22 protein-coding genes and 3 pseudogenes are annotated in these 25,610 nt (G+C 37.7%); 17 read left to right on the top strand and 8 right to left on the bottom strand.

Translation table 11 applies throughout. The annotated features are described in order from the left end of the window. Nucleotides 1-42: 42 nt before the first annotated feature. From BJN41_RS02080 to BJN41_RS02060, 5 genes are all read left to right on the top strand, one after another. Entirely contained in the window at nt 43-1,770 is a 1,728-nt protein-coding gene (locus tag BJN41_RS02080) for an acetolactate synthase 3 large subunit (RefSeq protein WP_070152768.1), read from the top strand. Further along, nucleotides 1,767-2,258 (top strand): acetolactate synthase small subunit, encoded by a 492-nt coding sequence (gene ilvN, locus BJN41_RS02075; RefSeq protein ID WP_004974986.1) that lies wholly within the window; start codon nt 1,767-1,769, stop codon nt 2,256-2,258. Before BJN41_RS02080 ends, ilvN begins: the two co-directional genes overlap by 4 nt. 126 nt (nt 2,259-2,384) lie before the next feature. After that, nucleotides 2,385-3,401 carry a ketol-acid reductoisomerase gene (gene ilvC / locus BJN41_RS02070; protein WP_070152765.1) on the top strand — a complete coding sequence of 339 codons (1,017 nt, stop codon included), beginning with the start codon at nt 2,385-2,387 and terminating at the stop codon, nt 3,399-3,401. A 569-nt stretch (nt 3,402-3,970) separates the two neighbouring features. Continuing rightward, nucleotides 3,971-4,267 carry a type II toxin-antitoxin system RelE/ParE family toxin gene (locus tag BJN41_RS02065; RefSeq protein ID WP_070152902.1) on the top strand — a complete coding sequence of 99 codons (297 nt, stop codon included), beginning with the start codon at nt 3,971-3,973 and terminating at the stop codon, nt 4,265-4,267. Nucleotides 4,268-4,279: 12 nt separating this feature from the next. Beyond that, nucleotides 4,280-4,600, top strand: coding sequence for a HigA family addiction module antitoxin (locus BJN41_RS02060; RefSeq protein ID WP_070152762.1), 321 nt, complete (start codon nt 4,280-4,282; stop codon nt 4,598-4,600). Between the two features lie 92 nt (nt 4,601-4,692). Here BJN41_RS02060 and BJN41_RS02055 read toward each other — a convergent pair whose 3' ends face one another. Next, complete coding sequence (locus tag BJN41_RS02055; RefSeq protein WP_070152759.1) at nt 4,693-5,862, bottom strand: nucleotide sugar dehydrogenase; 1,170 nt, start codon at nt 5,860-5,862, stop codon at nt 4,693-4,695. A gap of 177 nt (nt 5,863-6,039) precedes the next feature. Between BJN41_RS02055 and BJN41_RS02050 the strand changes: the two genes are divergently transcribed. Beyond that, complete coding sequence (locus tag BJN41_RS02050; RefSeq protein WP_070152756.1) at nt 6,040-6,930, top strand: mitochondrial fission ELM1 family protein; 891 nt, start codon at nt 6,040-6,042, stop codon at nt 6,928-6,930. 13 nt (nt 6,931-6,943) lie between these two features. Continuing rightward, complete coding sequence (locus tag BJN41_RS02045; RefSeq protein ID WP_070152753.1) at nt 6,944-7,750, top strand: polysaccharide deacetylase family protein; 807 nt, start codon at nt 6,944-6,946, stop codon at nt 7,748-7,750. Here BJN41_RS02045 and BJN41_RS02040 read toward each other — a convergent pair. Further along, nucleotides 7,747-8,685 carry a glycosyltransferase family 2 protein gene (locus BJN41_RS02040; protein ID WP_070152750.1) on the bottom strand — a complete coding sequence of 313 codons (939 nt, stop codon included), beginning with the start codon at nt 8,683-8,685 and terminating at the stop codon, nt 7,747-7,749. The two genes, BJN41_RS02045 and BJN41_RS02040, sit on opposite strands and share 4 nt — an antisense overlap. 1 nt (nt 8,686) lies before the next feature. Continuing rightward, complete coding sequence (locus BJN41_RS02035; RefSeq protein ID WP_070152747.1) at nt 8,687-9,655, bottom strand: ELM1/GtrOC1 family putative glycosyltransferase; 969 nt, start codon at nt 9,653-9,655, stop codon at nt 8,687-8,689. 181 nt (nt 9,656-9,836) lie between these two features. Between BJN41_RS02035 and BJN41_RS02030 the strand changes: the two genes are divergently transcribed. The 6 genes and pseudogenes from BJN41_RS02030 to BJN41_RS02000 all read left to right on the top strand — a co-directional run bounded on the left by BJN41_RS02030 (nt 9,837) and on the right by BJN41_RS02000 (nt 15,680). Further along, nucleotides 9,837-10,901 (top strand): glycosyltransferase family 4 protein, encoded by a 1,065-nt coding sequence (locus BJN41_RS02030; RefSeq protein ID WP_070152744.1) that lies wholly within the window; start codon nt 9,837-9,839, stop codon nt 10,899-10,901. A 30-nt stretch (nt 10,902-10,931) separates the two neighbouring features. Further along, entirely contained in the window at nt 10,932-11,990 is a 1,059-nt protein-coding gene (gene rfbB, locus BJN41_RS02025; protein WP_070152741.1) for a dTDP-glucose 4,6-dehydratase, read from the top strand. Then, nucleotides 11,990-12,874 (top strand): glucose-1-phosphate thymidylyltransferase RfbA, encoded by an 885-nt coding sequence (gene rfbA / locus BJN41_RS02020; RefSeq protein WP_070152738.1) that lies wholly within the window; start codon nt 11,990-11,992, stop codon nt 12,872-12,874. The genes rfbB and rfbA overlap by 1 nt, the downstream gene beginning before the upstream one ends. Further along, nucleotides 12,871-13,723 (top strand): annotated as a pseudogene (locus BJN41_RS16010) (WxcM-like domain-containing protein). Before rfbA ends, BJN41_RS16010 begins: the two are co-directional and overlap by 4 nt. After that, nucleotides 13,720-14,847, top strand: coding sequence for a DegT/DnrJ/EryC1/StrS family aminotransferase (locus tag BJN41_RS02005; RefSeq protein WP_070152733.1), 1,128 nt, complete (start codon nt 13,720-13,722; stop codon nt 14,845-14,847). Before BJN41_RS16010 ends, BJN41_RS02005 begins: the two are co-directional and overlap by 4 nt. After that, the gene (locus tag BJN41_RS02000) at nt 14,847-15,680 is read left to right on the top strand and encodes a glycosyltransferase family 2 protein (RefSeq protein WP_070152731.1); all 834 of its coding nucleotides are present in this window, start codon (nt 14,847-14,849) and stop codon (nt 15,678-15,680) included. Before BJN41_RS02005 ends, BJN41_RS02000 begins: the two co-directional genes overlap by 1 nt. Here BJN41_RS02000 and BJN41_RS01995 read toward each other — a convergent pair. Continuing rightward, nucleotides 15,664-16,749 (bottom strand): glycosyltransferase, encoded by a 1,086-nt coding sequence (locus BJN41_RS01995; protein ID WP_070152727.1) that lies wholly within the window; start codon nt 16,747-16,749, stop codon nt 15,664-15,666. The genes BJN41_RS02000 and BJN41_RS01995 overlap by 17 nt on opposite strands. 224 nt (nt 16,750-16,973) lie before the next feature. On the opposite strand from BJN41_RS01995, the gene BJN41_RS01990 reads away from it, so the two are divergent. Then, nucleotides 16,974-18,950 carry an acyltransferase family protein gene (locus BJN41_RS01990; protein WP_070152724.1) on the top strand — a complete coding sequence of 659 codons (1,977 nt, stop codon included), beginning with the start codon at nt 16,974-16,976 and terminating at the stop codon, nt 18,948-18,950. Nucleotides 18,951-19,158: 208 nt separating this feature from the next. On the opposite strand, the gene BJN41_RS01985 is transcribed toward BJN41_RS01990, so the two are convergent. The 3 genes from BJN41_RS01985 to BJN41_RS01975 all read right to left on the bottom strand — a co-directional run bounded on the left by BJN41_RS01985 (nt 19,159) and on the right by BJN41_RS01975 (nt 22,231). Further along, nucleotides 19,159-19,374, bottom strand: a complete 216-nt coding sequence (locus BJN41_RS01985; protein ID WP_019836460.1) for a hypothetical protein — start codon at nt 19,372-19,374, stop codon at nt 19,159-19,161. A 113-nt stretch (nt 19,375-19,487) separates the two neighbouring features. Continuing rightward, on the bottom strand, nt 19,488-21,272 hold the full coding sequence (aspS, locus tag BJN41_RS01980; RefSeq protein ID WP_026438023.1) for an aspartate--tRNA ligase: 1,785 nt from the start codon (nt 21,270-21,272) through the stop codon (nt 19,488-19,490). 194 nt (nt 21,273-21,466) lie between these two features. Next, complete coding sequence (locus BJN41_RS01975; protein WP_019836462.1) at nt 21,467-22,231, bottom strand: DUF4184 family protein; 765 nt, start codon at nt 22,229-22,231, stop codon at nt 21,467-21,469. A gap of 148 nt (nt 22,232-22,379) precedes the next feature. Between BJN41_RS01975 and BJN41_RS01970 the strand changes: the two are divergent. The 3 genes and pseudogenes from BJN41_RS01970 to BJN41_RS15095 all read left to right on the top strand — a co-directional run. After that, nucleotides 22,380-23,657 (top strand): annotated as a pseudogene (locus BJN41_RS01970) (TonB-dependent receptor plug domain-containing protein); the annotation flags it as partial. Nucleotides 23,658-23,731: 74 nt separating this feature from the next. After that, a pseudogene (locus BJN41_RS15670) lies at nt 23,732-23,962 on the top strand (transposase); the annotation flags it as partial. An 81-nt stretch (nt 23,963-24,043) separates the two neighbouring features. After that, nucleotides 24,044-25,176, top strand: a protein-coding gene (locus tag BJN41_RS15095; RefSeq protein ID WP_223155595.1) for an IS3-like element ISAba14 family transposase whose coding sequence is annotated in 2 segments (ribosomal slippage) — nt 24,044-24,296 and nt 24,296-25,176 — 1,134 coding nt in all. Because the reading frame shifts where the segments join, the coding sequence is not laid out codon by codon here. Between the two features lie 99 nt (nt 25,177-25,275). On the opposite strand, the gene BJN41_RS01950 is transcribed toward BJN41_RS15095, so the two are convergent. Beyond that, nucleotides 25,276-25,610: integrase core domain-containing protein (locus tag BJN41_RS01950; RefSeq protein ID WP_074964438.1), on the bottom strand; the 335-nt coding region annotated here is incomplete at its 5' end.

Here is a 25,610-nt window from a genome sequence, read left to right as displayed (position 1 = left end):
GGTGTCTCCCATTTTGCAGTGACAAGACTAGGGTGAATCACGTTGGAACTTTTATCTGGTGGTGAAATGCTCGTTCGCGCATTGGCGGACGAAGGCGTTGAACATGTTTTTGGATACCCAGGCGGCGCAGTACTTCATATTTACGATGCGTTCTTTCAACAAGACAAAATTAATCATTACCTTGTGCGTCATGAGCAAGCTGCTGGTCATATGGCAGATGCCTACTCGCGTGTAACAGGTAAAACCGGTGTGGTGCTTGTAACTTCAGGTCCAGGTGCAACCAACACGGTAACTCCAATTGCAACGGCTTATATGGACTCAATCCCAATGGTGATTTTGTCTGGTCAGGTTGCGAGTCACTTGATTGGTGAAGATGCCTTCCAAGAAACCGATATGGTGGGTATTTCACGTCCAATCGTAAAACATAGTTTCCAAGTGCGCCATGCCAGCGAAATTCCTTCGATTATTAAGAAGGCATTCTATATTGCATCTTCAGGCCGTCCAGGTCCTGTGGTGGTTGATATTCCTAAGGATGCAACCAATCCAACGGAAAAATTTGCGTACGAATACCCAGAAAAAGTGAAGATGCGTTCGTATCAACCGCCGCATCGTGGTCACTCAGGTCAAATTCGTAAAGCGATTGATGAATTATTAAATGCCAAACGTCCTGTGATTTATTCAGGCGGTGGCGTGGTTCAAGGCAATGCATCTGAGCAATTGACTGAACTTGCGCACATCTTGGGCTTTCCTGTAACCAATACATTGATGGGCTTGGGTGCGTTCCCGGGTAATGATCCACAATTTATTGGTATGTTGGGGATGCATGGCACGTATGAAGCTAACATGACCATGCACAATGCTGATGTGATTTTGTGTATTGGTGCGCGTTTTGATGACCGTGTAACCAATAATCCAGCAAAATTCTGTCCAAATGCCAAAGTCATTCATATTGACATTGACCCAGCGACCATTTCAAAAACCATCATGGCGCACATTCCAATTGTAGGTGCAGTTGAACCTGTACTTCAGGAAATGTTGGTTCAATTGAAGCAATTAAATGTGTCTAAGCCAAACCCTGAAGCGATTGGTGCATGGTGGAGTCAGATCAATGAATGGCGTAAGGTTCATGGTTTGAAATACGACAAACCAACCGATGGCACGATGAAGCCGCAACAAGTGGTTGAAGCTTTAGATAAAGTGACCAATGGTGATGCAATTATTACATCTGACGTTGGTCAGCACCAAATGTTTGGCGCGAACTACTATAAGTACAAGCGTCCACGCCAATGGTTGAACTCTGGCGGTTTAGGAACGATGGGTGTAGGTTTACCGTATGCAATGGCGGCTAAACTGGCATATCCAGATCAACAGGTTGTATGTATTACAGGTGAAGCATCTATTCAGATGTGTATCCAAGAGCTTTCTACCTGTAAGCAATATGGTTTAAATGTAAAAATCTTATGCTTGAATAACCAAGCTTTAGGTATGGTTAAACAATGGCAAGATATGAACTATGAAGGTCGCCACTCTAGTTCTTATGTTGACTCATTGCCTGACTTCCCTAAATTGATGGAAGCTTATGGTCATGTGGGTATTCAAATTAACCATGCCGATGAGCTTGAATCTAAGCTTGCAGAAGCGATGGCAATTAATGACAAATGCGTATTCATTAATGTCATGGTTGACCGTACAGAGCACGTTTATCCGATGCAAATTGCAGGTCAATCCATGAAAGATATGTGGTTAGGTAAAGGGGAGCGTACAGAATGAGACACATTATTTCCGTTCTCGTTGAAAACGAATCAGGTGCGCTTTCTCGTTTAGTGGGTTTATTCTCTCAACGTGGTTATAACATTGAGACTTTAAATGTTGCACCAACCGAAGACCCAACACTTTCACGCTTAACGCTTACGACTTATGGTGATGATCATAAAATTGAGCAAATCACCAAACAACTGAATAAATTGGTTGAAGTGGTTAAAGTCGTCGACTTGTCAGAAGGTCCACATATTGAACGCGAATTGATGCTAATTAAAGTTAAAGCATCGGGTGCTGCACGTGCTGAAATTAAACGCACTGCTGACATCTTCCGTGGACAAATTGTTGATGTCACACCAACGACTTATACCGTGCAGCTTGCGGGTACAACTGAAAAATTAGATGGTTTTATTGATGCGATTGCAGAAAACACTATTTTAGAAGTTGTGCGTTCAGGTGTGTCGGGAATCGCACGTGGCGAAAAAGTTTTAACCATTTAACTAATTTTATAGTTAATTTTATTCATCGAATTCATTCCATCCCTAAGGATGGAACGCTTACTTTAGTACTGAATAGACAAGTACTTGAGTAAGATAGGAATCCAAAGCATTTTAGCGGAGACAGCAATGCAAATTTTTTACGATAAAGACTGCGACTTATCTATCATTCAATCTAAGAAAGTAGCGATCATTGGTTACGGTTCACAAGGTCACGCGCACGCGCTTAACCTGAAAGATTCTGGTGTAGACGTCACTGTAGGTTTACGTGCTGGTTCTGCTTCATGGAAAAAAGCTGAAAAGTCGGGTCTTAAAGTTTCTGAAGTTCCTGCTGCTGTTGCTCAAGCTGACTTAGTTATGATTTTGACTCCAGATGAGTTCCAATCACAACTTTATCGTGACGTGATTGAGCCAAACATCAAGCAAGGCGCAACTTTAGCATTTGCTCACGGTTTCTCTGTACTTTATAACCAAGTTGTCCCACGTGCGGACTTAGACGTCATCATGGTTGCACCTAAAGCACCTGGTCACACTGTACGTTCTGAATTCCAACGTGGTTCAGGTGTTCCTGATCTTATCGCGATTCATCAAGATGCTTCTGGTAATGCACGTAACGTTGCGCTTTCTTACGCTTCAGGTGTGGGTGGTGGTCGTACAGGTATCATCGAAACTTCTTTCCGTGAAGAAACAGAAACAGACCTTTTTGGTGAGCAAGCAGTTCTGTGTGGCGGTGCTGTTGAATTGGTTAAAATGGGCTTCGAAACTCTTGTTGAAGCGGGTTATGCACCAGAAATGGCTTACTTCGAATGCTTACACGAGCTTAAATTGATCGTTGATTTGATGTTCGAAGGCGGTATCGCTGACATGAACTATTCAGTATCTAACAATGCTGAATATGGCGAGTATGTAACAGGTACTGAAGTAATTAATGAACAATCACGTGAAGCAATGCGTAATGCACTTAAACGTATTCAATCTGGTGAATATGCGAAGATGTTCATCCAAGAAGGTGCGTTGAACTACCCATCAATGACAGCTCGTCGTCGTCAAAATGCGGCGCATGGTATCGAGGTAACGGGTAATAAACTTCGTGCGATGATGCCTTGGATTCAAGCGAACAAAATCGTAGACAAAGAGAAAAACTAAGTTTTAGTTTAATCTTTAAAAAACCCTTATTCTATATAAGGGTTTTTTATGGGTGAAGTAAAGGATGTTCCGTGCCTTGCGCTTCGCTCAGAACAGTGTTCTGAACTTGCTCATGCCTTGGATTCAAGCGAACAAGATTGTAGACAAAGAGAAAAACTAAGTTACGCGCCTTAAGAAAAGTAAAGCAGTGCTTTACTTTTCTTTCGTGCCTTGGATCCAAGCAAACAAAATCGTAGACAAAGAGAAAAACTAAGTTTTAGTTTAATCTTTAAAAAACCCTTATTGTATATAAGGGTTTTTTTATGAGTGAAGTGAAGGATGTTACGTGCCTTGCACAAAAATGGGGAGCATTGCTTCCCATTTTTATATAAATATTCATTTTGACCATATAAACGTGCTTTTCTATGGACAAAAAATTTGATTTTGTCTAAATCACTTTTGGCTTGACCATGCTTTTAAAAACTCTTATTGATGAATACGATATTGTATAACAACAACATAAGCCAAGACTTGTTGATAAGTGAGGCGTTTCGCTATACAATAAAAAACATTCTGACAGAGTGATTGGCATGATTAAGTCGTTTCGGCATAAAGGATTGAAAAAGTTTTTTGAAACAGGTTCAACTGCAGGTATACAGCCAGCACATGCTAAAAAACTACGCCGCCAATTGTTGGTGTTAGATACCTCTACATCACCCTCTGATATGGATGTTCTGGGCTGGGGTTTACACCCACTAACAGGTAGAAACCCTAAAAACCAAGATGTCGAGAAGCATTATTCTATATCAGTGAATGGAAACTGGCGTTTAACATTTAAGTTTGAAAATGAAGATGCCATTTTAGTTGATTATCAGGATTATCATTAAGAGAGGTGTGCTATGTCAMAAATKTTTAACCCGCCACATCCAGCGGAAATTTTGCGAGAGGATATTTTACCATCACTGGCTTTAACTGTAACTGAAGCGGCTAAACAGCTTGGTGTATCTCGTGCGGCATTATCGCGTGTACTCAATGAGAAAGCGGCTATATCACCTGAGATGGCGTTACGTATTGAAGCATGGTTGGGCATTGAGCGTGGTGGCCGTGCTGATCTGTGGTTACAGATGCAAGCTAAGTATGATATGTGGCAGGCTCGGGAAAAAATAAAGAATCAACCATTGCAAGTGATTCATGCGCCTATTGTTCATGCAATGGTATAAGCAAAAAAGATGCTGAGTTGATCTCGGCTTTTTTAAAACTCATTCTGTCCCGTCCTGAAATAAGATTTTAGAAAAGTGTAATAATTGCCATTCTAATCATCCATCCCAAATACATCACGCGTATAAACCTTGTTTTGCACATCATGTAGCAGTGAGCATTTACGGTTACAAACAATTAAATCGGCACGTTGTTTAAACTCGGCTAAATCGTGAATCACTTTGGAGTTTAAAAACTTTTTCTGATCTATTTCGGGTTCATAAATAATCACTTTTATGCCATAGGCTTTCAGATATTGCATCACGCCTTGTATAGCAGAGGCACGAAAATTATCTGAACCACTTTTCATGGTCAGGCGATAAATCCCAACCACTTTGGGTTGCTGTTTGCGAATGGATTCTGCAATAAATTCTTGACGGGTTTGATTGGCATCTACCACGGCTTTAATCAAGTTGCTTGGAACTTGAGCATAGTTTGCCAGTAATTGTTTGGTGTCTTTGGGTAAGCAATATCCGCCATAACCGAAGGATGGGTTATTGTAAAACTGACCAATACGTGAGTCTAAACAGACACCATCAATAATTTGACGTGTGTCTAGGTTGTAGATTTGAGCATAGGTATCTAACTCATTGAAATAAGCGACACGCATCGCCAGAAAAGTATTGGCGAATAGCTTAATCGCTTCGGCTTCGGTAGCTTCGGTAAACAGCACTGGACAGTCTTTTATGATTGAGCCTTCTAACAGCATATTCGCAAAAAGTTTGGCACGTTCTGATTTTTCACCCACAATAATCCGCGAAGGATAAAGGTTGTCATGTAGCGCTTTACCTTCGCGCAAAAATTCAGGTGAAAAAATAATATTTTCGGTATGATATTTTTGTTTGATGTGTTGGGTAAAACCTACAGGTACAGTGGATTTAATCACCATGGTTGCTAAGGGGTTAATAGACAATACATCTTGAATGACTGCTTCAACGCTTTGTGTATTGAAGTAATTGGTTTCTGGGTCATAATCGGTAGGGGTGGCAATAATCACAAAATCTGCATGTTGATAGGCATCGATTTTGCAATGGGTGGCTTGAAAATTTAATTCTGATTTTGTTAAAAATTCAGAAATTTCTTGGTCGCGAATGGGCGAGATGCGTTGATTGAGTAATTTAATTTTTTCTGCTTGAAGATCATAAGCTACGACTTGATGATGTTGGGCAAAAATCATAGCATTAGATAAACCGACGTAACCTGTACCTGCAATTGCGATTTTCATATTCAATCAAATTTCTTATTATTTATACGTGTTTAATGTGATGAAAATTTATTCAAGCTCGATGACGGTTTGGTGAAGTTTATATTTCGAGTCATTGAGGATATGTAGCTTTGCTTACTTTAAATGCTTTGATCGAGTAAAATAATGCGATTCTTGCTTTAGATCTGGTGGGTGAATATGCATATTGTATATGTGAGTGATGGCAAGGCTGGTCATCGCTCTCAGGCATTAGGTCTTTTTAAGGCAATGCAAAAGCAAACACATATTGAGCTCACTTTTGAAGAAATTTCGATTGATCATTTACCATTGTTGAGTTTGTTGGCCGCATATAAGAAACAAAAACTTGCAGCAGTATCGCAGACACCAGATTATATTGTTGGGGTAGGCAGTCATACACAATTACGTGTTTTTTTGATGGGTAAAGTTTTTCCATCTACGAAAACAGTCATTTTAATGAAACCAAATTTTCCATTGTCTTGGTTTGATTATGTGGTTATTCCTGAACATGATGGTGTACCAGAGCAGGCAAATGTGATTGTTACACAAGGTGCGCTGAATCCAATTGAAAATGAGCAGCGACACATAGCAAACCGTATTTTGATTGCATTAGGTGGTTCATCTAAACGGCATGTTTGGAATGCAGATAAGGTGTTGTCTGCGATTGAGCAGATTGTGCAACAGAATATGCAGTGTGACATTATTTTGACGAGTTCTAGGCGTACACCTGCTGATTTTTTAGCGACATTGGCTCAGCAAAGTTTTGCTTCACAATTGCAAATTTTCCCAGTTGAAGAAACGCCGCAGGGCTGGATTTTTGAAGAAATGCAAAAAGCAGAAGCGGTATGGGTGACTGAAGATAGCGTATCTATGATATACGAGGCACTCACCGCAGGTTGTAAAGTAGGGCTTATTCAGATAGATCGTGTGAAAGAGGATCGGATTACGCGTTCGGTACAGCATTTACTTGATCAAAAACTTGTATCGAATGCCAGACAAATTGCTGAATTATATTCTACGACTGCTTTTAAAGAAGCGGAGCGTGTGGCAACATATCTTTTAATCAAGTAGCTGTGATTTAACCGTGATTTATATTCTGATTGTTTTATTTATCTTGTTGTCCGCATTCAGTTATAAGTACGCATGGTGGAAGCCAGCAGTAGATTGGAATAGACCACGTATATTAATGTATCACATGGTGCGTGAGCATATTAATGGTGCCAAGTTTAATAAATTACGGGTTAAGCCTATTGAGTTTGAAAAGCAAATAGCATGGCTTAAAGCAGAGGGTTTTAATTTTGTAACTATGCAGGAACTGCAGGATAATTGGGGAGAACATCCTGCAAAAACAGTTGCGATTACCTTTGATGATGGCTATTTAGATAACTTGGAAAATGCTTTTCCCATTTTAGAAAAATATCAAAGTAAAGCGACGATTTATGTAGTGGTAGACCGACATGATCGAGATTGGTCAACCTATAAAAAAGCGCACCATAACAGTGGTGAGTTGGCGCGTGAACCAAAGCTGAATGATGAGCAAGTCTGGTTTTTAGCAAATTCTGGTTTGGTAGAAATAGGTTCTCATACGCTAACACATGCCAATTTGGATAAGCTGAATGATGAAGAATGTTTACATGAGTTGGTTGATTCGAAAATTCAGCTAGGGCATTTAACACAACAATCTGTAAATAGTTTTGCCTATCCTTTCGGCATTTATTCTGAGCGCGATGTGCGTTTAGCAGAGCAGGCAGGATATAGTAATGCAGTAACAACACAAGAAGGTATAGATGGAAAAATGCCTGATTTTATGCAGTTACAGAGGATTAAAGTCAGCGGAAAAGATTCATTATTTGCTTTTAAATTACGAATGAAATTGGGGAAGCGGGCTTAATAGCTTTCTCTGCTATTAATTTTCCTTACATGATCTAATTGATTGAAGTAAGTTGTAAGCTTCATCCGATGTTTGTTCCATGTTTGAATTGGATGAAGATGACTTGTTAAGTAAATGACGAAGTCTGAAAATTTTCGCTGGGGTGTGTGGCGTATACTTTTCCAATAGGTTGAAATTGCTTTTTTGATCAGTAGTTTTTTATTTTGTTCAGCAATATCTGGATAGTCTCGGATAAAATCATCAATTGTGAAGAACATATCATGGTGTTGTTGTTCTAGATGGCGGGATAGGCGGTTTTCCCCACGAATAGATTTTGTTTCAGTCTCATCTAAAATAACAAAAACACTATGTAAGTCACTAGAGATTATTTTTTTTGAATATTTGGATAAGTTCAAAGCTAATGATTCATCTTGAATAAATATATTTTCATTGCAACCTTTAGACTTTTGAAATAATTCACGTGTACACATAACGCACATCTGCATAATATTATTTTCAAGTACATAATTTAAAGGTGTTGTGCTAGATTGCCATGTTGCAAGAGTATGCCTCTGAATTTCATTTAGATCGTGAATTTTCACCTTTTCTGCATAACATAAATCGGCATTTTGCTTTTGCATTTCTGCTAAAAACATATTGAGACGATTAGGTGCTAAAATATCATCAGCATCCATGAAAAATAGATAATCGCCAGTTGCAGAAAATGCACCTTGATTTAAACGAACAGCTGGGCCTTTATTGTCTGCATTTTGAATGATTTTGATTTTTGGGTAAGTTTCTATTAGATATTTACTGTTTTTAGACCATTCTGGGTCTGTAGAGCAGTCATCTACCACAATAATTTCGTGCAAATTTTCATCTTGAGGTTGTAGTGATTCAATGGTTCTATTCAGTAATTGGCCTTTATTGTAATGAGTGAGGATGACTGAAATCATTTTAATATCCTAAATTACGTTTAAAAGCTTGGGTAATTGGGCTTGATGAGTTTAAATCTTGGGTATTTCTGACATTTGGATACTGAAAAATATCTTCGAGCATTTGTCTCTGCATGAGTTGAGCTTGAAGATATTTCTCATTTAAAGGTTCTAAAATAGACTTGGGGCAATATATTGAGCTGACAAAACGTCCACTTTGGATAGTTTCGGCAAGCATGGAAGTACTGTCTTCTGTGACGAAAATATAAGTAGCTTGTTGAATTAGTTGAATTAGTGACAAAGCTTTTTCAGTATGAATAAAATGTAATTGGATATTTTTTGGAATATCAGTTTTATTCAAAAATGCACTTAGATTTGGTGTGCGACGTGAGTTGGTAATTAAGCCTTTAAGTTGATTGTTTCTACAAAATAGAATGAAGTTACTTATGATTTTTTCAAAATCTCTATAAGTAAAAGGATGTTCATCTGTAGCCCCTCCTAAAACGAGTAAAGCCGTTGTTTGATCGAGTTGATCATGTTGCATGTTAAAAAACTCTTTTTTAACAGGTGGTGTTGTTAGTACAACTTGGTCTGATAGCGTGTTTTGTGGGAGTGCAGTAATTGTGCAGCTGACTAGTTTGCTGTTTACCTTACGTAAGTCACCTGCATAAAATAGAGGAACTTTTAAACTACGGCTTACAAAAATGCCATAGATTAAGTTGGGCATTCCAGAGCAAATAATGCAGTTAATATTTTGATTTAAATAATTTTTTTTAAAAAATAAAGCAGTAAATAAATCGAATAAACGCGGATACCAACTAATTTTTTTTAAGAGGCTGATTTGCCACTTTTTTAAGGTGGGTGTAACTGTTTTATATAAAGCGGTTGAATAAGCGGTTTCTAGATTGTCGTAAACTCCTAAGCTAGGGTTTAAATGCCCAGCACGTTGGTCATGAATAAGGAGAACAGCAAGGCTAGGTTTGCTTTTCATAAGATTTAAAAGTTTGATATATCAACTCTGTATATTAGCAAAAATCTATTCTGTTGTCAGAGCAACCTTATAGTAAGGCAAGATTCAGTATGTTATTTTAGATTAGGTGGTGGCCTATTTAGGTGATTAATAATAAAATGTTTTCTAATCAGTAGTTAGCGCAATTTTAAAAAGGCTTTTCTTGAAAAAATTAAAAATAGTTCACACAGTTTATGGGGATGCTTCAGGTGGGCGTTGGCAAGCAATGCTGAACACTTTTGATGCATTAGCAAGTCAGGGGCATGAAGGTATTTTGGTGTATGGTGATGAAAATAAAAAGTTAAAATCTGAAAATTATCCAAAGTTTTTACTCAACAGTTCTGGGTTTTATGATTTGATCGCAGCAGTAAAACTAGCTTTATGGTTACGCTCTTATCGACCTGATGTTGTAATCGCCCATAGTGGACGCGCTGTTTACTTATTTAAAAATGCGATGTTTTTTTCACAAATTAAATGCCCTGTTATTGCGATGAATCATAGTCATAACGTGAAAAGAACATTGCGTGCAGATGGATTTATTCATATTACTCCTTATGTGGCGCAGTGTGTTGCTGAGGTCGCTAAAAAGAAGGGTGTGGATTTGAGTCAAAAACCACAAGCGGTTATTCCAAATTTAATACATTTGCCAGATGATGAACCTTCTTTTGCTAAAAAACTTGGGGAACCTGTGGTCTTAGGGATTATGACGCGCTTGGTTGAATATAAGGGTACACACATAGCAATTTCTGCGGTGGAGCAATTAAAGCAAAAAGGATACATGGTCAAGTTGTTGATTGCAGGGGATGGTGAACAGAAAGAGTTTTTATTTCAGCAAGTTAAAGATTTGAATTTGGAAGGTGAAGTAGAGTTTTTAGGCTGGATTAGTGGGGAACAAAAAAGAAAGTTTTATAAAGATATTGATATTGCACTCGTTCCTACAATGAATGATACCCAACCCTTGGCTATATTAGATGCTTTTGCTTGGGGGAAACCTGTTGTTGCGAGTGATCATATTAGTGTCCAACAAATTATTCGGCAAGGTGAAAATGGTTTGATGACAAAATGCGGAGATGTTCAAGATCTAGTTAATAATCTAATTATTTTGATTGAATCCCCTGAGCAAATTAGTAGAATTGCACATCTTGGACACCAAGATGCTAAAAATGAATATCAATTTTGCAAAGTCGCGGATAAGCTGATCACTTTTCTTGATTCTACATATATTTAATAATGTCATTATGGTTTATTTGGGTTGGCTATGAAAATTTTAGTTACAGGCGGTGCAGGATTTATTGGCTCAGCTGTCATCCGCCATATTATTCAAAATACCAACAACCACGTTCTAAATATCGATAAGTTGACTTATGCAGGTAATTTAGAATCGTTAAAAGAAATCGATCAATATCCGAACTATGAGTTCAAACAAATCGATATTTGTGATACAGAACAAATTACAGCTGCAATAGATGCATTTCAACCTAATGCAATTATGCATTTGGCTGCAGAGTCGCATGTAGACCGCTCAATTGATGGCCCAGCAGCATTTATTCAAACCAATATTGTGGGAACTTATACTTTATTAGAAGCCGCTCGAAAGTATTGGATGGGGCTTGACGCCGAAGCTCAACAAAATTTTCGTTTTCATCATATTTCAACTGATGAGGTTTATGGTGATTTAGAAGGCACGACAGATTTATTTACTGAAACAACTTCATACGCGCCAAGCTCTCCCTATTCTGCCTCTAAAGCCAGTTCAGATCATTTAGTCCGTGCTTGGTACAGAACTTATGGTTTGCCTGTTATAGTCACCAACTGCTCAAATAATTACGGTCCATATCACTTCCCTGAAAAGTTAATTCCCTTGGTGATTCTAAATGCACTGGATGCTAAACCTTTACCAGTATATGGGAATGGTCAGCAAATTCGCGATTGGTTATTTGTAGAAGATCATGCGCGTGCTTTATATAAAGTGGTGACCGATGGTGTGGTGGGTGAAACCTATAATATTGGTGGTCATAATGAAAAGCAGAATATTGAAGTGGTCAAAACCATTTGTAAAATTTTGGATGAGCTAAAACCACAAGCCAACGGTCAAGCGTATGAGTCATTGATTACGTTTGTAAAAGACCGCCCTGGGCATGACTTGCGCTATGCAATTGATGCCACAAAAATTCAAAATGAATTAGGTTGGACACCTACGGAAACATTTGAAACGGGAATCCGTAAAACGGTGCAATGGTATTTAAATAATTTAGATTGGTGTCATCGAGTGCAAGATGGCAGTTACCAACGCGAAAGATTAGGTGTAAATTCATAATGTCAAATACAACAAAAGGTATTATTTTAGCAGGCGGTTCAGGTACACGTTTATATCCCATTACTAAGGGTGTATCTAAGCAATTATTGCCTATTTATGACAAGCCAATGGTGTATTACCCGCTTTCAGTGCTGATGCTTGCGGGTATTCGTGAAGTACTCATTATTAGTACTCCTGAAGACATTGATGGATTTAAGCGTTTATTGGGGGATGGCACTCAATTTGGAATTCAGCTTGAATATGCCGTCCAACCTAGCCCAGACGGCTTGGCACAGGCTTTTATTATTGGTGAAAGCTTTATTGGGGATAGTAATGTTTGCTTAGTGCTTGGCGACAATATTTTTTATGGTCAAGGTTTTACCCCAATGCTCCGTCAAGCCGTCGCTCGTCAAAAAGGTGCAACGGTATTTGGTTATCAGGTGAAAGACCCTGAGCGTTTTGGTGTGGTTGAATTTGATGAGCAGAAACGCGCAATTTCTTTAGAAGAAAAGCCAAAACAACCTAAATCTCACTTTGCAGTCACCGGTTTGTATTTTTATGACAATGATGTAATTGAAATTGCGAAACAAGTGAAGCCTTCTGAGCGTGGAGAATTAGAAATTACCACAGTCAATCAGATGTATTTAGAACGTGGTGATTTAAATGTAGAGTTACTTGGACGTGGTTTTGCATGGTTGGATACAGGGACACATGCGAGCTTACTTGAGGCAGCGCAGTTTGTAGAGACTATTGAAAAACGTCAAGGCTATAAAGTCGCGTGTTTAGAAGAAATCGCGCTGAATAATGGCTGGCTGAGTAAAGAACAGGTTTTAAAAATTGGTCAAAGCATGAGTAAAAATGACTATGGTCAATATCTAATTTCATTGGTGAATGAATTAATATGAGTTTAATAAAACTAATTGATTTGCCGAGTTTGGGAGATCAGCGAGGGGGATTGGTTGCAATAGAGTCTAATCAATCCATTCCTTTTGAGATTAAGCGTTTGTATTATATTTTTAATACAACCAATCAGTCTCGTGGCTTTCATGCACATATCGATTTAAAGCAAGTCGCGGTGTGCGTCAAAGGAAGTTGTCGTTTTATTTTAGATAATGGTCATGTTAGAGAAGAAGTGATTCTTAGCTCACCAACGCAAGGCCTGTATATTGAGGCTCTAACTTGGCGAGAAATGCATGATTTTTCAGAAGATTGTGTATTGCTGGTGCTGGCAAGCGAACATTATGATGAATCTGATTATTCGTGATTATCAAGAATTTTTAAAAGAAGTACATAAGCCGTTTATTCATCCTTTGGCAGATGTGAAATCCCAAAAAATTGGTCAGAAAACCAAAATTTGGCAATTTAGTGTCGTTTTACAGAATGCAATGATTGGTGAGAATTGTAATATTTGTGCGCATACCCTCATTGAAAATGATGTCATCATTGGCAACAATGTCACCATAAAATCAGGTGTCTATGTATGGGATGGAATCACCTTAGAAGATAATGTCTTTATTGGGCCATGTGTGGCTTTTACCAATGACAAAAAACCAAGATCGAAACAATATCCTGACTCTTTCGCTAAAACAGTAATTGCGGAAGGTGCAAGTATCGGTGCAAATGCGACTATATTGCCTGGAATAAAAATTGGTAAAAATGCATTAGTAGGTGCTGGTGCTGTTGTGACTAAAGATGTGCCAGAAAATGCAATAGTCATTGGTAATCCAGCATTTATTAAAGGTTATATAGAATGATCCCTTTCCTTGATTTAAAAAATATCAATCAGCAGTATCGTGAAGAGTTGGTTACGGCTTGTACGCGAGTGATTGATTCAGGTTGGTATATTGATGGTAAAGAGTTAGAAAGTTTTGAAAAGAACTTTGCTGAATATTGTGGTACACAGTTTGCAATTGGTGTTTCAAACGGCTTAGATGCATTGATTCTGACACTACGTGCATGGAAAGAGCTAGGCAAACTTAAAGATGGAGATGAGGTTATTGTTCCATCTAATACGTATATTGCTAGCATTCTTGCCATTACAGCAAATAACTTGACGCCAGTTTTAGTTGAGCCAAATATTTCTACCTACAATATTGATCCTATAAAAATAAAAGAAGCAATAACGGCTAAAACCAAAGTGATTTTACCTGTTCATTTGTATGGTCAATTGGCAGAAATACCAGAAATTATGCAAATTGCCAAACAACACAATTTATTGGTTTTAGAAGACTCCGCACAAAGTCACGGGGCACAAATACAAGGTAAAAAAGCAGGAAACTGGGGCGATGCTTCAGGTTTTAGTTTTTATCCTGGAAAAAATTTAGGTGCATTGGGTGATGCAGGTGCAGTTACAACGAATGATGCAGAATTAGCGACCATGTTAAAAGCATTGCGTAACTATGGCTCGCATGAAAAGTATAAAAATTTAGTACCAGGCGTAAATAGCCGTTTAGATGAAATTCAAGCGGCGATGCTAGATGTTAAGCTCAAATACTTAGATGAAGAAATTCAGCATAGACGTTATATTGCGAGTTTATATTTGAATGGAATCAAAAATCCTTTAATTCAACTCCCATTGAATGGAATTAATGCTGAATCTTATGAGCAGCATGTTTGGCATTTATTTGTAATTCGCACCAATCAGCGTGAAGCTTTACAACAGTATCTATTAAACCATGGTGTTCAAACATTAATCCATTATCCAATTCCACCACATAAGCAACAAGCATATAAGGAATGGAATAATTTGAATTATCCAATTTCTGAACAGATACATGATGAAGTACTTAGTCTGCCAATTTGTCCAACGCAAAAGCTGGAAGATACATTGAAAGTGATTGAATTGTGCAATGCATTTACACTCAAAGGTGGTGTTTAATGCAACCTTTAGTTTCAATTGTAATCCCTTGCTATAATCATGAGTGTTTTATTGAAGACACTATCCAGAGCGTCATTGATCAAACGTACGAGCGTATTGAACTCATCATTATTGATGATGGCTCAATAGACCTTTCTGTTGCTAAAATTAAAGCTATGTTACCAATATGTCAAAAACGGTTTGAGAGTGTTTATTTTACTACGCGTCCGAATAAGGGTGTGTGTGCAACTTTAAATGAAGCATTAACGCATTGTCATGGTAAATATGTCAGTTTTATTGCATCTGATGACCTTATGTTGCCTCAAAAAACCTTTATACAGGTTAAATACTTAGAAAATCATGCTGATATAACAGGTGTATTTGGAGGGATTTTTCTTATTAATGATCAAGGTGAGGTTGTTGGTGAAAGAGTCTCTCAAATTACAGAATATACTTTTGAGGATGTCATTAAATCTAAACATGACTTACCTGCACTAACTCAAATGTATTTGTTGTCAGTTCTAAAAGATATTGATGGGTTTGATCCAAATATAAAAATTGAAGATTGGGATTTGCTATTGAGATTACTTCAAAAGAAATATAAGTTAGCTTATATTCCTGAAAAACTTGCAAAATATAGGGTTCATAATACAAATTTTTCAAAAAATAGTTTGCGAATGGCTATAGAAATGCAGAAGGTACTTGAAAAATTTAAGCACGAGCCATATTATTCTTATGTAAATTATAGATTAAATAGAACTATCTTAAGAGAGAGGTTTAAAAAAAGAAATCCTATAAAATATTATATAATGAAAATAATAAATAAAATGAACTATATTAGATCAACGATATAAATTGATCAGCCATATTTTTTATAGAAACTTTATTTTTACATATTTTTGGGTAAACATAAGGTTTTTGTATGCATTTACTTAAAGAGAATGCTAAATCTTGAATATTTTGTTTACTTACTAAAATATCTTTTATGATATTTGCACAAAACAAATCTTCAATACCATGTGAGGAGTTATAGGTAACCACTGGTACATCTAATAAGATTGATTCAGCTAATATAACTGGGCTACCTTCATATAATGAGGACATCATTAAACACTTACTTTGAAGCATTACGGTATAAGGTTCTTCCACCCAACCTAAAAAATCAACTCGATCGGCTATTTTTAATTCTTTGGTCAACTCTTCTAGTTTTTGTCTTTCTGTGCCATCACCAACAATTGCCATTTTGCCATTTGTATTAGACATAGAAAAAGCTGTGATCGCATGTTCTACTTGTTTAATAGGGACTAATCTTCCAACAAAAACGACATCCCACTTTTTTTCTGTTATTGGATATCGATTGAGGTATTTGGATGGAATATTTACACCATTCGCAATCGTTTTAATGGAATTTGGATTGGAGTATGCTCTAGCTTTATTTTCTAGATCACGGTTAACAGTGATTAAATTTCGATTGTGGAATAATTTAGAAAATTTCCTTTTATTTTTGAAAAAACGTAAGTGTTCTTTCAGTTGCTTCAAACGGTTATTAAATTTACGAACTTCTAAAAGGTCGCCATGGATCCAGTGCCATACATTTCCTTTCAAATAGGGAGATAACCAATGACCATTATTATAACCTGTCACAATTAGATCAAAATTGTGATTTAGTAACAGAGAAATTTTGTCTTGTTCTGCTAATGTCAAGATTTTATTTTTCCACATTTTACCGTAAGCAAAGGATTCAGCTATTTGCAGATCCATATAGTGGACAAGGGGAGAACAATGATAGTGATTACGTTGTCCATTCAGGACAGCTAAATAAATAATATGATCTTGTTTTGCCAGGTATTCAGCAAGTTGCAGTGTAATCCTTTCTGCACCTCCACGGCCTAAGTGGTCGATAATAAACAAGATTTTTGACATTTTTTTTAGCAATAGTAGGTTGTTGTCATTAGTATATCAGCAAGATTATTTTTGTAAATTACACTTTAAAATATTACTTTTAAGTCTATTCTAAAAATCGTAGATTAAATAGTACTTTATCTGCATATTAATCAGGTCAGGTTATTTGTCACTGGTAAAATTATTGTTGTAAATAGTAACCAAGCGAATAGAATAAGCAAAAATTTTTGATTGGCTAGTTGTATATGAGTATAAGGTATAATGCTGATGTTGATGGCTTAAGGGCAATAGCAGTCCTCTTTGTAATTTTTAATCATCTTAATATCAGCTTGTTTCAAGGGGGATTTATTGGAGTAGACATTTTTTTTGTTATTTCTGGATATTTGATTACTTCTATCATGTATAAAGAAATGCGTGAAAATCGTTTTAGTCTAGGCCATTTTTACAAAAAAAGAGTAATACGACTTGCACCAGCATTTTTTACTATGCTTGTGGCAGTTTCTATTATCAGTTCTTTACTTATGCTTCCACATGAGTTGATTTCGTATTTTGAGAGTGTACTTTATTCAACTTTCTTAATGGCAAATGTATACATGCGTAAAGAGGTTGGCGGATATTTCTCAACAAGTGTTGAGGAGGTGCCTTTACTTCACTTATGGTCATTAGGGATTGAGGAGCAGTTTTATTTATTTTGGCCTTTACTTTTATTGTTCTTGATAAAAAAAATAAATGGAAAATGGCTGATATGGATTGTTATAAGTTTAATTATGCTGTCTGTATTTTATGCAGAGCAACAAATATTGAAAAATGCCGGTAAAGCCTACTATAAAATGCCAGTTCGTGCCTGTGAAATGTTTTTAGGTGCTTTGATTTGCTTTTTGCCGAAGATAAAATTAAAAGAAATATTTATACAAATTGGTATTTACTCAGGTGTTTTATGCTTATTTGCAACAGCGATGCTGTTTAATCAGCAGACCAAATTTCCTGGTTTGAATGCCTTGGTTCCTTGTCTGGCTACAGCACTTATTATCTATTTAAGTCAGATCGCGGATAAAAAAAGTTTTATCATGGGGAATTCCTATTCTATTTGGCTTGGAAAGATTTCTTATCCTATGTATTTGTGGCATTGGCCTCTCATTGTTTTTTGTAATATTTATTTGATAGAAAAAGATCCAATCATTCAGATTTTAATTTTGGTTGCGACAATATGTTTAGCTTATCTTACCTATAGGTATATTGAACTTCCAGCAAAGAGTTGGATGGTATGGTCTAATAAAAGAGTTATTTTAATAGGTTTTTTATTACCGAGCGTAGGGCTTTCTGCTATAGCAGGGATTGTTAAATATACTTCTGGTTTTCCTCAAAGATTTAATGAACATGTAAACACTCAAGTCGCGGCATTGCAGTCAGCTGCACATGTAGTTAGAAAAGATTGTCATGATTTTCCAAAAAATAAAGCAATTTTACCTGATTCATCATTATGTGTTTTAGGTAATGGAAATAGGGAAAAGATTGACTTTATATTGCTTGGCGATTCACATGCGAATAGTTTGGTAGGTGCTGTAGATTTTTGGGCCAAGGACTTAAATTTAAGAGGCTATGATCCAACTCAAAGCACGACACTGTATCTACCTTCTGTGGAATTATTTGAAAGAAAAGCAGATCATGAATATGTACTTCAGTCTCAATTTAAGACGAGAAATGATAGTTTAACTTTACTATTACAAGATAATTATTATTCCATAGCTATAGTTTCTGGATATTTTTCAACTTATTTAACGGATAAAGTTAAGCTGATTGATGGTACGGGTAGAGCTAATAATCAAGTATTTGAAGATGGAATGGTACGTGCTCTTGATAATATTTCTAAAGCAAGTGATAGAGTTATCTTAATATTGGATGTGCCTGAGTTAAATAAAGTTAAAGCTAATTGTGATGTGAGGGTTAAATCACTTGATTTAACTAGAAACTGTGTAATTTCTGTTGATGATATAAAGTTGCGTGATAGACAATATTTAGAAATTATTGATCGTCTAAAGATTAAATTTCCAAAGCTAGAAATTGTTAATCTTAATACATTATTGTGTGATCAAATTTCTTGTAATACTAGTTTAAATAATATTCCATTATATCGTGATAAAGATAATAATCATTTATCCTATTTTGGAGCGAAAGAACTAGGTAAAGAGTATTTGGAAATAAGAGAAAACCCGCTTAAATAATAAACATCGTGCATTAGGCCTCTTGCGAAAGTATGGTTTTATCTAATTTTTGAATTGGCTAAAACCTCATAAAATATAGCTTTTAGCAGCATAAAATTTGACTAACGCAAGAAGTCTATTATTTAGATTGGTAAATAGCCTAAACCTCTTTTAGGTTATTTACTTATATTTATAAACCTATAATCAAGTTATCTGATTATAGTAATAGTTATTTCTCCGCATTCCCGGCCAACACCATATAAATCAGCCCCACAAAAATCACAAATGCACCGCCAATAGAACTTAAGCTAAAGTACAAAATACGGTCATTGGTGTCTAAGGCAAATAGGTTATTGGCCAAAATGTAACGCATGAATAACCATTGAGCGACAGCAAATACAATTAGCATAATGCCACGATTACGAACTGCAGGACGCATAGCCATAGTAACGCTCAACTAAAAATTCAAAACGAAGCGCTATTATGCCACTAGCTTAGCTTTATCTCAATTCATAAAAAAACCCTGCATTTGCAGGGTTTTTCTTACAGTTTCAAAAATTATTCTTGAGATTCTGCTTTTGGTTTTTCACGTAAGCGAATACCCAAATCACGTAATTGAGTGGCTTCAACTGGTGCAGGTGCTTGAGTCAATGGACATTCAGCTGTCTTAGTTTTCGGGAAGGCAATCACATCACGAATAGACGATGCACCTGTCATTAACATCACTAAACGGTCTAAACCAAATGCTAAACCACCATGCGGAGGCGCACCATAACGTAACGCATTGAGTAAGAAGCTGAACTTCTCTTCGGCTTCTTCTTCTTCAATGCCTAAAGCTTCAAAAATCGCTTTTTGCATTTCTAAGGTATAAATACGCAGTGAACCACCACCAATTTCAGTACCGTTCAACACCATGTCGTACGCAACAGATAAAGCTTCACCTGGATTGCTCTTCACATCTTCAACGCTTGATTTTGGCAAGGTGAATGGGTGATGCACAGAAGTCCATTTACCATCATCTGTTTCTTCAAACATTGGGAAATCAACGACCCAAAGCGGTGCCCATTCGCAAGTTGCAAGGTTCAAATCGTGACCAATTTTCACACGAAGTGCACCCATCGCATCGTTTACCACTTTGGCTTTATCTGCACCAAAGAATACGATGTCACCATTTTCAGCGCCTACACGTTTTAATAGATCAAGCACGATTGGCTCAATAAATTTCACGATTGGAGATTGTAAGCCTTCAATACCTTTTTCAAGTTCATTGACTTTAATGTAAGCCAAACCTTTCGCACCATAGATGCCTACAAATTTAGTGTATTCATCAATTGCACTACGTGGCAATGAACCCGCGCCTGGAACACGAAGCGCAACAATACGACCTTTCGGATCTTTCGCTGGGCCAGCAAATACTTTGAACTCAACGTCTTGCATCAAGTCTGCAACGTCTACTAATTTCAGTGGAATACGCAGGTCTGGCTTATCAGACGCATAATCACGCATCGCTTCCGAATATGGCATACGTTGGAATTTGTCGAATTTCACGCCTAGAAGTTCATCGAACATCTTCACGGTCATGCCTTCCATCAAATCCATAATGTCATCGTCACTCATGAACGATGTTTCAATGTCGATTTGAGTAAATTCTGGCTGACGGTCTGCGCGTAAATCTTCATCACGGAAACATTTAGCGATTTGGTAGTAACGGTCAATACCGCCCACCATCAACAATTGTTTAAATAATTGTGGAGATTGTGGCAGGGCATAGAAGCTACCGTTAGATACACGGCTTGGTACTAAATAGTCACGCGCACCTTCAGGCGTTGCACGTGTTAAAATTGGTGTTTCAACATCCAAGAAACCATGATCGTCTAAATAGTTACGAATCAGGTTGGTGACTTTAGAACGGAAACGTAAGCGATCTAACATTTCTGGACGGCGGATGTCCAAGAAACGGTATTTCAAACGAATTTCTTCTGAAATGTTGGTATTTTCGTCGTTCAATGGGAACGGAGGCGTTTCAGATGCTGCAAGAACTTCAATTTCCTTGCCTAAAACTTCAATTTGTCCACTGACCATATTGGCATTTTCTGTGCCTGCATAGCGACGACGTACACGACCTGTAATTTTTAATACAAATTCTGAACGTGCTTTGTCTGCAGTTGCAAATGCTTCTGGAGTGTCTGGGTCAATCACGACTTGCACAAGACCATCACGGTCACGCATATCTAGGAAGATTACACCACCGTGGTCACGACGACGGTGTACCCAGCCACACAGGGTAACAGTTTGATCAATTTGAGCTTCGGTTAAAGAACCGCAATAATGAGTTCGCATCATAGCGTTAAAAATCCAACTATATGGGTTAAGGAAGCGAATACGTAAACAGCGCACCGCCTTTAGCAAAGGTAGGATTATGCCTCTTTGGGCATGTGGCGACAAGAACCTGCTGCAAAAACAGTGGGTTTTTACAAGGAATGTGTTTGAAACAGGATAATGCAGCAAGATTCAGGATGAAGTGATGAGCATTGGCTTTATTTCATCTGTCTTTGCCGATCCAAAAACAAAAATAACAGACAACCTAAACTAAACATGAGTAATGCCCCTTGGCTAAACTCATTGATGGCACGCCCTGTAAAGTAATACAGTTCTTCCTGCCAAAGTGCATCGGGAATATGCCGTGCATAATCCCAATGTGAGAAGCAGCCTAAAGCGACAGATAGTGTAATAAGACCAACTGCATAGCCTCGAACTTTGATGCTTACAGGCTTGATTTGCTGATGCTTCTTATAATAATGCAGGCTCATCCACAATAAAAAAGGTAGGGCTAAAATAGAACTACCAATTTGCAGTATGCGATGCATCGGATAAATACCTGTGCCTAATTGTACCGATTGCGCTAAAAAATCCTGAAAGGCAAAACTACGAAAGTCGTGATGGGTTAAACCATCCCAAATTAAATGGGTGGCATTGCCAATCAGTAAGGCCAGAATCAAGCCACATACAAACCCAAGTACAGATTTTATCGTGTTTAGATTTAACGGGTGATGCACGCCCACAAAGCGATACAATGCAGGGCGATAGAGTAAATACCACAGCGCACAAAAGACAAGACCCAATAATAAATTTGGATACAGCAATGCTGACCATAAATGTGGAGTGGGATCATGACGCAAAGTAAACAGACGGTGTAAATCTGGCAACATCGTACCTATAGCGAGTGCAGCGATGGGCAGACGTTGTCCTGAAAGCTTGGCGAGTGGTGGGGCAAGTACCGCATGTGAGAGCGTAAAGGGCATACCAATTCAAAGTAAAGAATATAAAAAATCAAAATAAATTGTGGTGAATAGCTTAATTGAGAATACAGAATAACAATGTTTTTTATTGCAATGTTAATGAAATGTTATATTATAACATTAATTATTTTTGCTAATTTGAGCATGGGTCATGTCGTTCCATAAAAATTTAATAACACTTTCCATTTTTTCAGTGCTGGCACCTGCAGCATTCGCCAATACTGAAAGCAGTAGTACACAATTGGAAACCATTCAGTTACAAGCACACCCTTTGGTGCAAACTGCTGCAGACTTTGCAGTGGCAGATCATGTGATTGATCAGAAAACGTTGGCAGAGCGCAGTACCACCATTGGTGATGCGATGGCAGATGAGCTAGGTGTATATTCCAATCAATATGGCTCAGGCTCTAGCCGTCCAGTAATTCGTGGACAAGATGGCCCACGAGTTAAAGTGCYGCAACATGCTTCAGAAACTGCCGATGTTTCTACACTGTCACCTGACCATGCCATCACTGTCGATCCAATTTTAGCCAAGCAAGTTGAAATTATTCGTGGCCCATCAACATTACTTTATGGTGCGGGAACGGTTGGTGGTTTAGTCAATGTGACCGATCAAAAAATCCCAACTCAAATGCCAAATAATGGTTTAGAAGGGCAGGTAGGTTTACGTTACAACACGTGTAGCGATGAAAAGCTAGCGAGCGCGGGTGTGACCGCAGCAATTGGTGATCAGTTTGCGCTGCGTATAGAAGGTTCTAAGCGTAAGGCTAATGATTACATTACCTCAAACTATTGGGTAGAACATCATAATGATGAAGCAGGACATGACGACCATGATCACGGACATAATGATCCAGGTCATGATCATGATGATGAAGGCACACATTTTGATAAAGCACGTCGTGTAGACAATACCTTTGCTGAAGGGCAAACGGTGAATATTGGTGGATCATGGATTCATGACCGTGGTTTTGTGGGGTTGTCGTACAGTAACCGTCAGGACAAATATGGTTTGCCAGGGCATAGTCATGAGTATCATGATTGCCATCCACATGGAAATAAATTGCATTGCGGAAGTCATGACCCTGCACCACAACCAGATCCACATGACGAACACGAACATACACATGGTGGCCCGTGGATTGATTTGGAATCACACCGTTATGATTTGCGTACTGAACTTGATCAGCCCTTTGCAGGCTTTGAGAAACTTCGTGCGCATGCTAGCTTTACCGATTATGAGCATGATGAATTAGAAGAAAATAAAGTCATCAGTAACTTTAGAAGTAAAGGCTACGATGCTCGATTAGAGTTGGTTCATCAACCTATTGCGGGTTGGGAAGGGGTGTTTGGTACACAGTATAGTCAGCAAAAAATTGATTTAACTGGACAAGTAGAACAACACGGCGATCATTCTCACGAAACCGAGAGATGGATCCGTAAATTTGAACAACTCCTATAAGTGATATTCTGCTCCTCAAATGATGTTATAAACATCAATATATGGAGTATTTTATGGCACGTAGACCAAGAAGAAATCATTCAAATGATTTTAAAGCTAAGGTAGCACTTGCTGCGATTAAAGCAGAAAAAACACTTGCTGAATTGAGTGCTGAGTTTGATGTTCATCAAAACCAAATTATTGACTGGAAAAATCAATTGATCTCAGCTTCCTCGCAAGCTTTCGATCAATCAAAAGCTCCAACAGAACCACCCATCGATCTAACAGAGATGGATCCGTAAATTTGAACAACTCCTATAAGTGATATTCTGCTCCTCAAATGATGTTATAAACATCAATATATGGAGTATTTTATGGCACGTAGACCAAGAAGAAATCATTCAAATGATTTTAAAGCTAAGGTAGCACTTGCTGCGATTAAAGCAGAAAAAACACTTGCTGAATTGAGTGCTGAGTTTGATGTTCATCAAAACCAAATTATTGACTGGAAAAATCAATTGATCTCAGCTTCCTCGCAAGCTTTCGATCAATCAAAAGCTCCAACAGAACCACCCATCGATCTAAAAAAACTACATGCAAAAATCGGTGAGCAGGCATTAGAAATTGATTTTTTAGAAGGTGTGTTGAAGAAACTGGGCCGCTTCAACCACAAAAGTTAATCGACGACTCACTTCAGATTTCAGTATCTAAGCAAGCTAAGCTGCTGAAAGTCTCCCGTGGTTGTTATTACTATCGCCCAAAACCTGTGAGTGCATCAGATCTGAAGCTGATGCGATGTATTGATGAATTACATATGCAATATCCTTTTGCAGGCAGTCGTATGATGCGTGATTTGTTGAATCGTCAAGGACATCATATAGGACGACGTCATACACGTACTTTAATGAAGAAAATGGGTATTCAGGCGTTATATTGCAAACCAAATTTAAGCCAGGCTAATCAAGCTCACCGTAAATATCCATATCTGCTCAAAGGGTTGGCTATTCAGCGCAGTAATCAAGTGTGGTCTACGGATATAACGTATATCCCTATGGCAAAAGGCTTTGTTTATTTATGTGCTGTGATTGATTGGCATAGCCGCAAGGTACTTGCGCATAGGGTATCGATTAGTATGGAGGTGGATTTTTGTATTTCGGCTTTAAATGAAGCGATTGAAAAATATGGTCGACCTGAAATATTTAATACAGACCAAGGCAGCCAGTTTACCAGTGATGCATTTATTGATGTATTGAAATCAAATGGCATTCAAATCAGTATGGATGGTAAAGGTCGATGGGTAGATAATGTGATGGTTGAACGATTATGGCGGAGCGTTAAATATGAAGAGGTGTATCTCAAAGCTTATAGCAGTGTCACAGATGCGAAAAAGCAATTAAGTGCATATTTTGAGTTTTATAATTTGAAACGACCTCATTCGAGTCTAGACAAAATGACACCAAATGAGTTTTACTATGATCAGCTACCCCAACAAAACAAGGTGGCTTAACTAGAGCGGAATATCACTTATAAATACGCTTTTAGTTGTTCAAATGTACTAGCTCAAACCTGATCTGACAGTTACCCATTTTTTATTGTGCCTGTCAGGTTAAATTTGAGCTAAATTTTTCTCAGCCCAAATCCGTTTTCCATCAAGTAAAGTTTCAAGTGGTGTACGACCACAGCACATTTTTCCTTGATGAGTCCGTTCAGTATTATAGAATTTCAGCCAATCGTCTAGATCAACTTGTAATTCTTCCAATGAGCTATAAAGCTTCTTCCTAAACGTAATTTGATAGAACTCCTGCAAAATCGTCTTATGGAAACGCTCACATATACCATTTGTTTGCGGGGAAGCTGCTTTTGTCTTCGTGTGATCAATATCATTAACTGCCAGATACAACTCTTCATATTTAACGCTCCGCCATAATCGTTCAACCATCA

This window comes from Acinetobacter towneri, assembly GCF_001758345.1.
Classification (GTDB): Bacteria; Pseudomonadota; Gammaproteobacteria; order Pseudomonadales; family Moraxellaceae; genus Acinetobacter; species Acinetobacter towneri_A.
The sequence above is the reverse complement of the archived record's forward strand: the minus strand, read 5'-3'. Positions and strand labels throughout refer to the sequence as shown.

Bases quoted from the DNA above. Each gene is read 5' to 3' on its own strand.
- BJN41_RS02035 (WP_070152747.1), bottom strand. From the start codon at position 9,655: ATGAAAAGCAAACCTAGCCTTGCTGTTCTCCTTATTCATGACCAACGT.
- BJN41_RS02050 (WP_070152756.1), top strand. From the start codon at position 6,040: ATGCATATTGTATATGTGAGTGATGGCAAGGCTGGTCATCGCTCTCAG.
- aspS (WP_026438023.1), bottom strand. From the start codon at position 21,272: ATGATGCGAACTCATTATTGCGGTTCTTTAACCGAAGCTCAAATTGAT.
- ilvC (WP_070152765.1), top strand. From the start codon at position 2,385: ATGCAAATTTTTTACGATAAAGACTGCGACTTATCTATCATTCAATCT.
- ilvN (WP_004974986.1), top strand. From the start codon at position 1,767: ATGAGACACATTATTTCCGTTCTCGTTGAAAACGAATCAGGTGCGCTT.
- BJN41_RS02040 (WP_070152750.1), bottom strand. From the start codon at position 8,685: ATGATTTCAGTCATCCTCACTCATTACAATAAAGGCCAATTACTGAAT.
- BJN41_RS02005 (WP_070152733.1), top strand. From the start codon at position 13,720: ATGATCCCTTTCCTTGATTTAAAAAATATCAATCAGCAGTATCGTGAA.
- BJN41_RS01990 (WP_070152724.1), top strand. From the start codon at position 16,974: ATGAGTATAAGGTATAATGCTGATGTTGATGGCTTAAGGGCAATAGCA.
- rfbB (WP_070152741.1), top strand. From the start codon at position 10,932: ATGAAAATTTTAGTTACAGGCGGTGCAGGATTTATTGGCTCAGCTGTC.
- BJN41_RS01985 (WP_019836460.1), bottom strand. From the start codon at position 19,374: ATGGCTATGCGTCCTGCAGTTCGTAATCGTGGCATTATGCTAATTGTA.
- rfbA (WP_070152738.1), top strand. From the start codon at position 11,990: ATGTCAAATACAACAAAAGGTATTATTTTAGCAGGCGGTTCAGGTACA.
- BJN41_RS01995 (WP_070152727.1), bottom strand. From the start codon at position 16,749: ATGTCAAAAATCTTGTTTATTATCGACCACTTAGGCCGTGGAGGTGCA.
- BJN41_RS02000 (WP_070152731.1), top strand. From the start codon at position 14,847: ATGCAACCTTTAGTTTCAATTGTAATCCCTTGCTATAATCATGAGTGT.
- BJN41_RS02065 (WP_070152902.1), top strand. From the start codon at position 3,971: ATGATTAAGTCGTTTCGGCATAAAGGATTGAAAAAGTTTTTTGAAACA.
- BJN41_RS01975 (WP_019836462.1), bottom strand. From the start codon at position 22,231: ATGCCCTTTACGCTCTCACATGCGGTACTTGCCCCACCACTCGCCAAG.
- BJN41_RS02055 (WP_070152759.1), bottom strand. From the start codon at position 5,862: ATGAAAATCGCAATTGCAGGTACAGGTTACGTCGGTTTATCTAATGCT.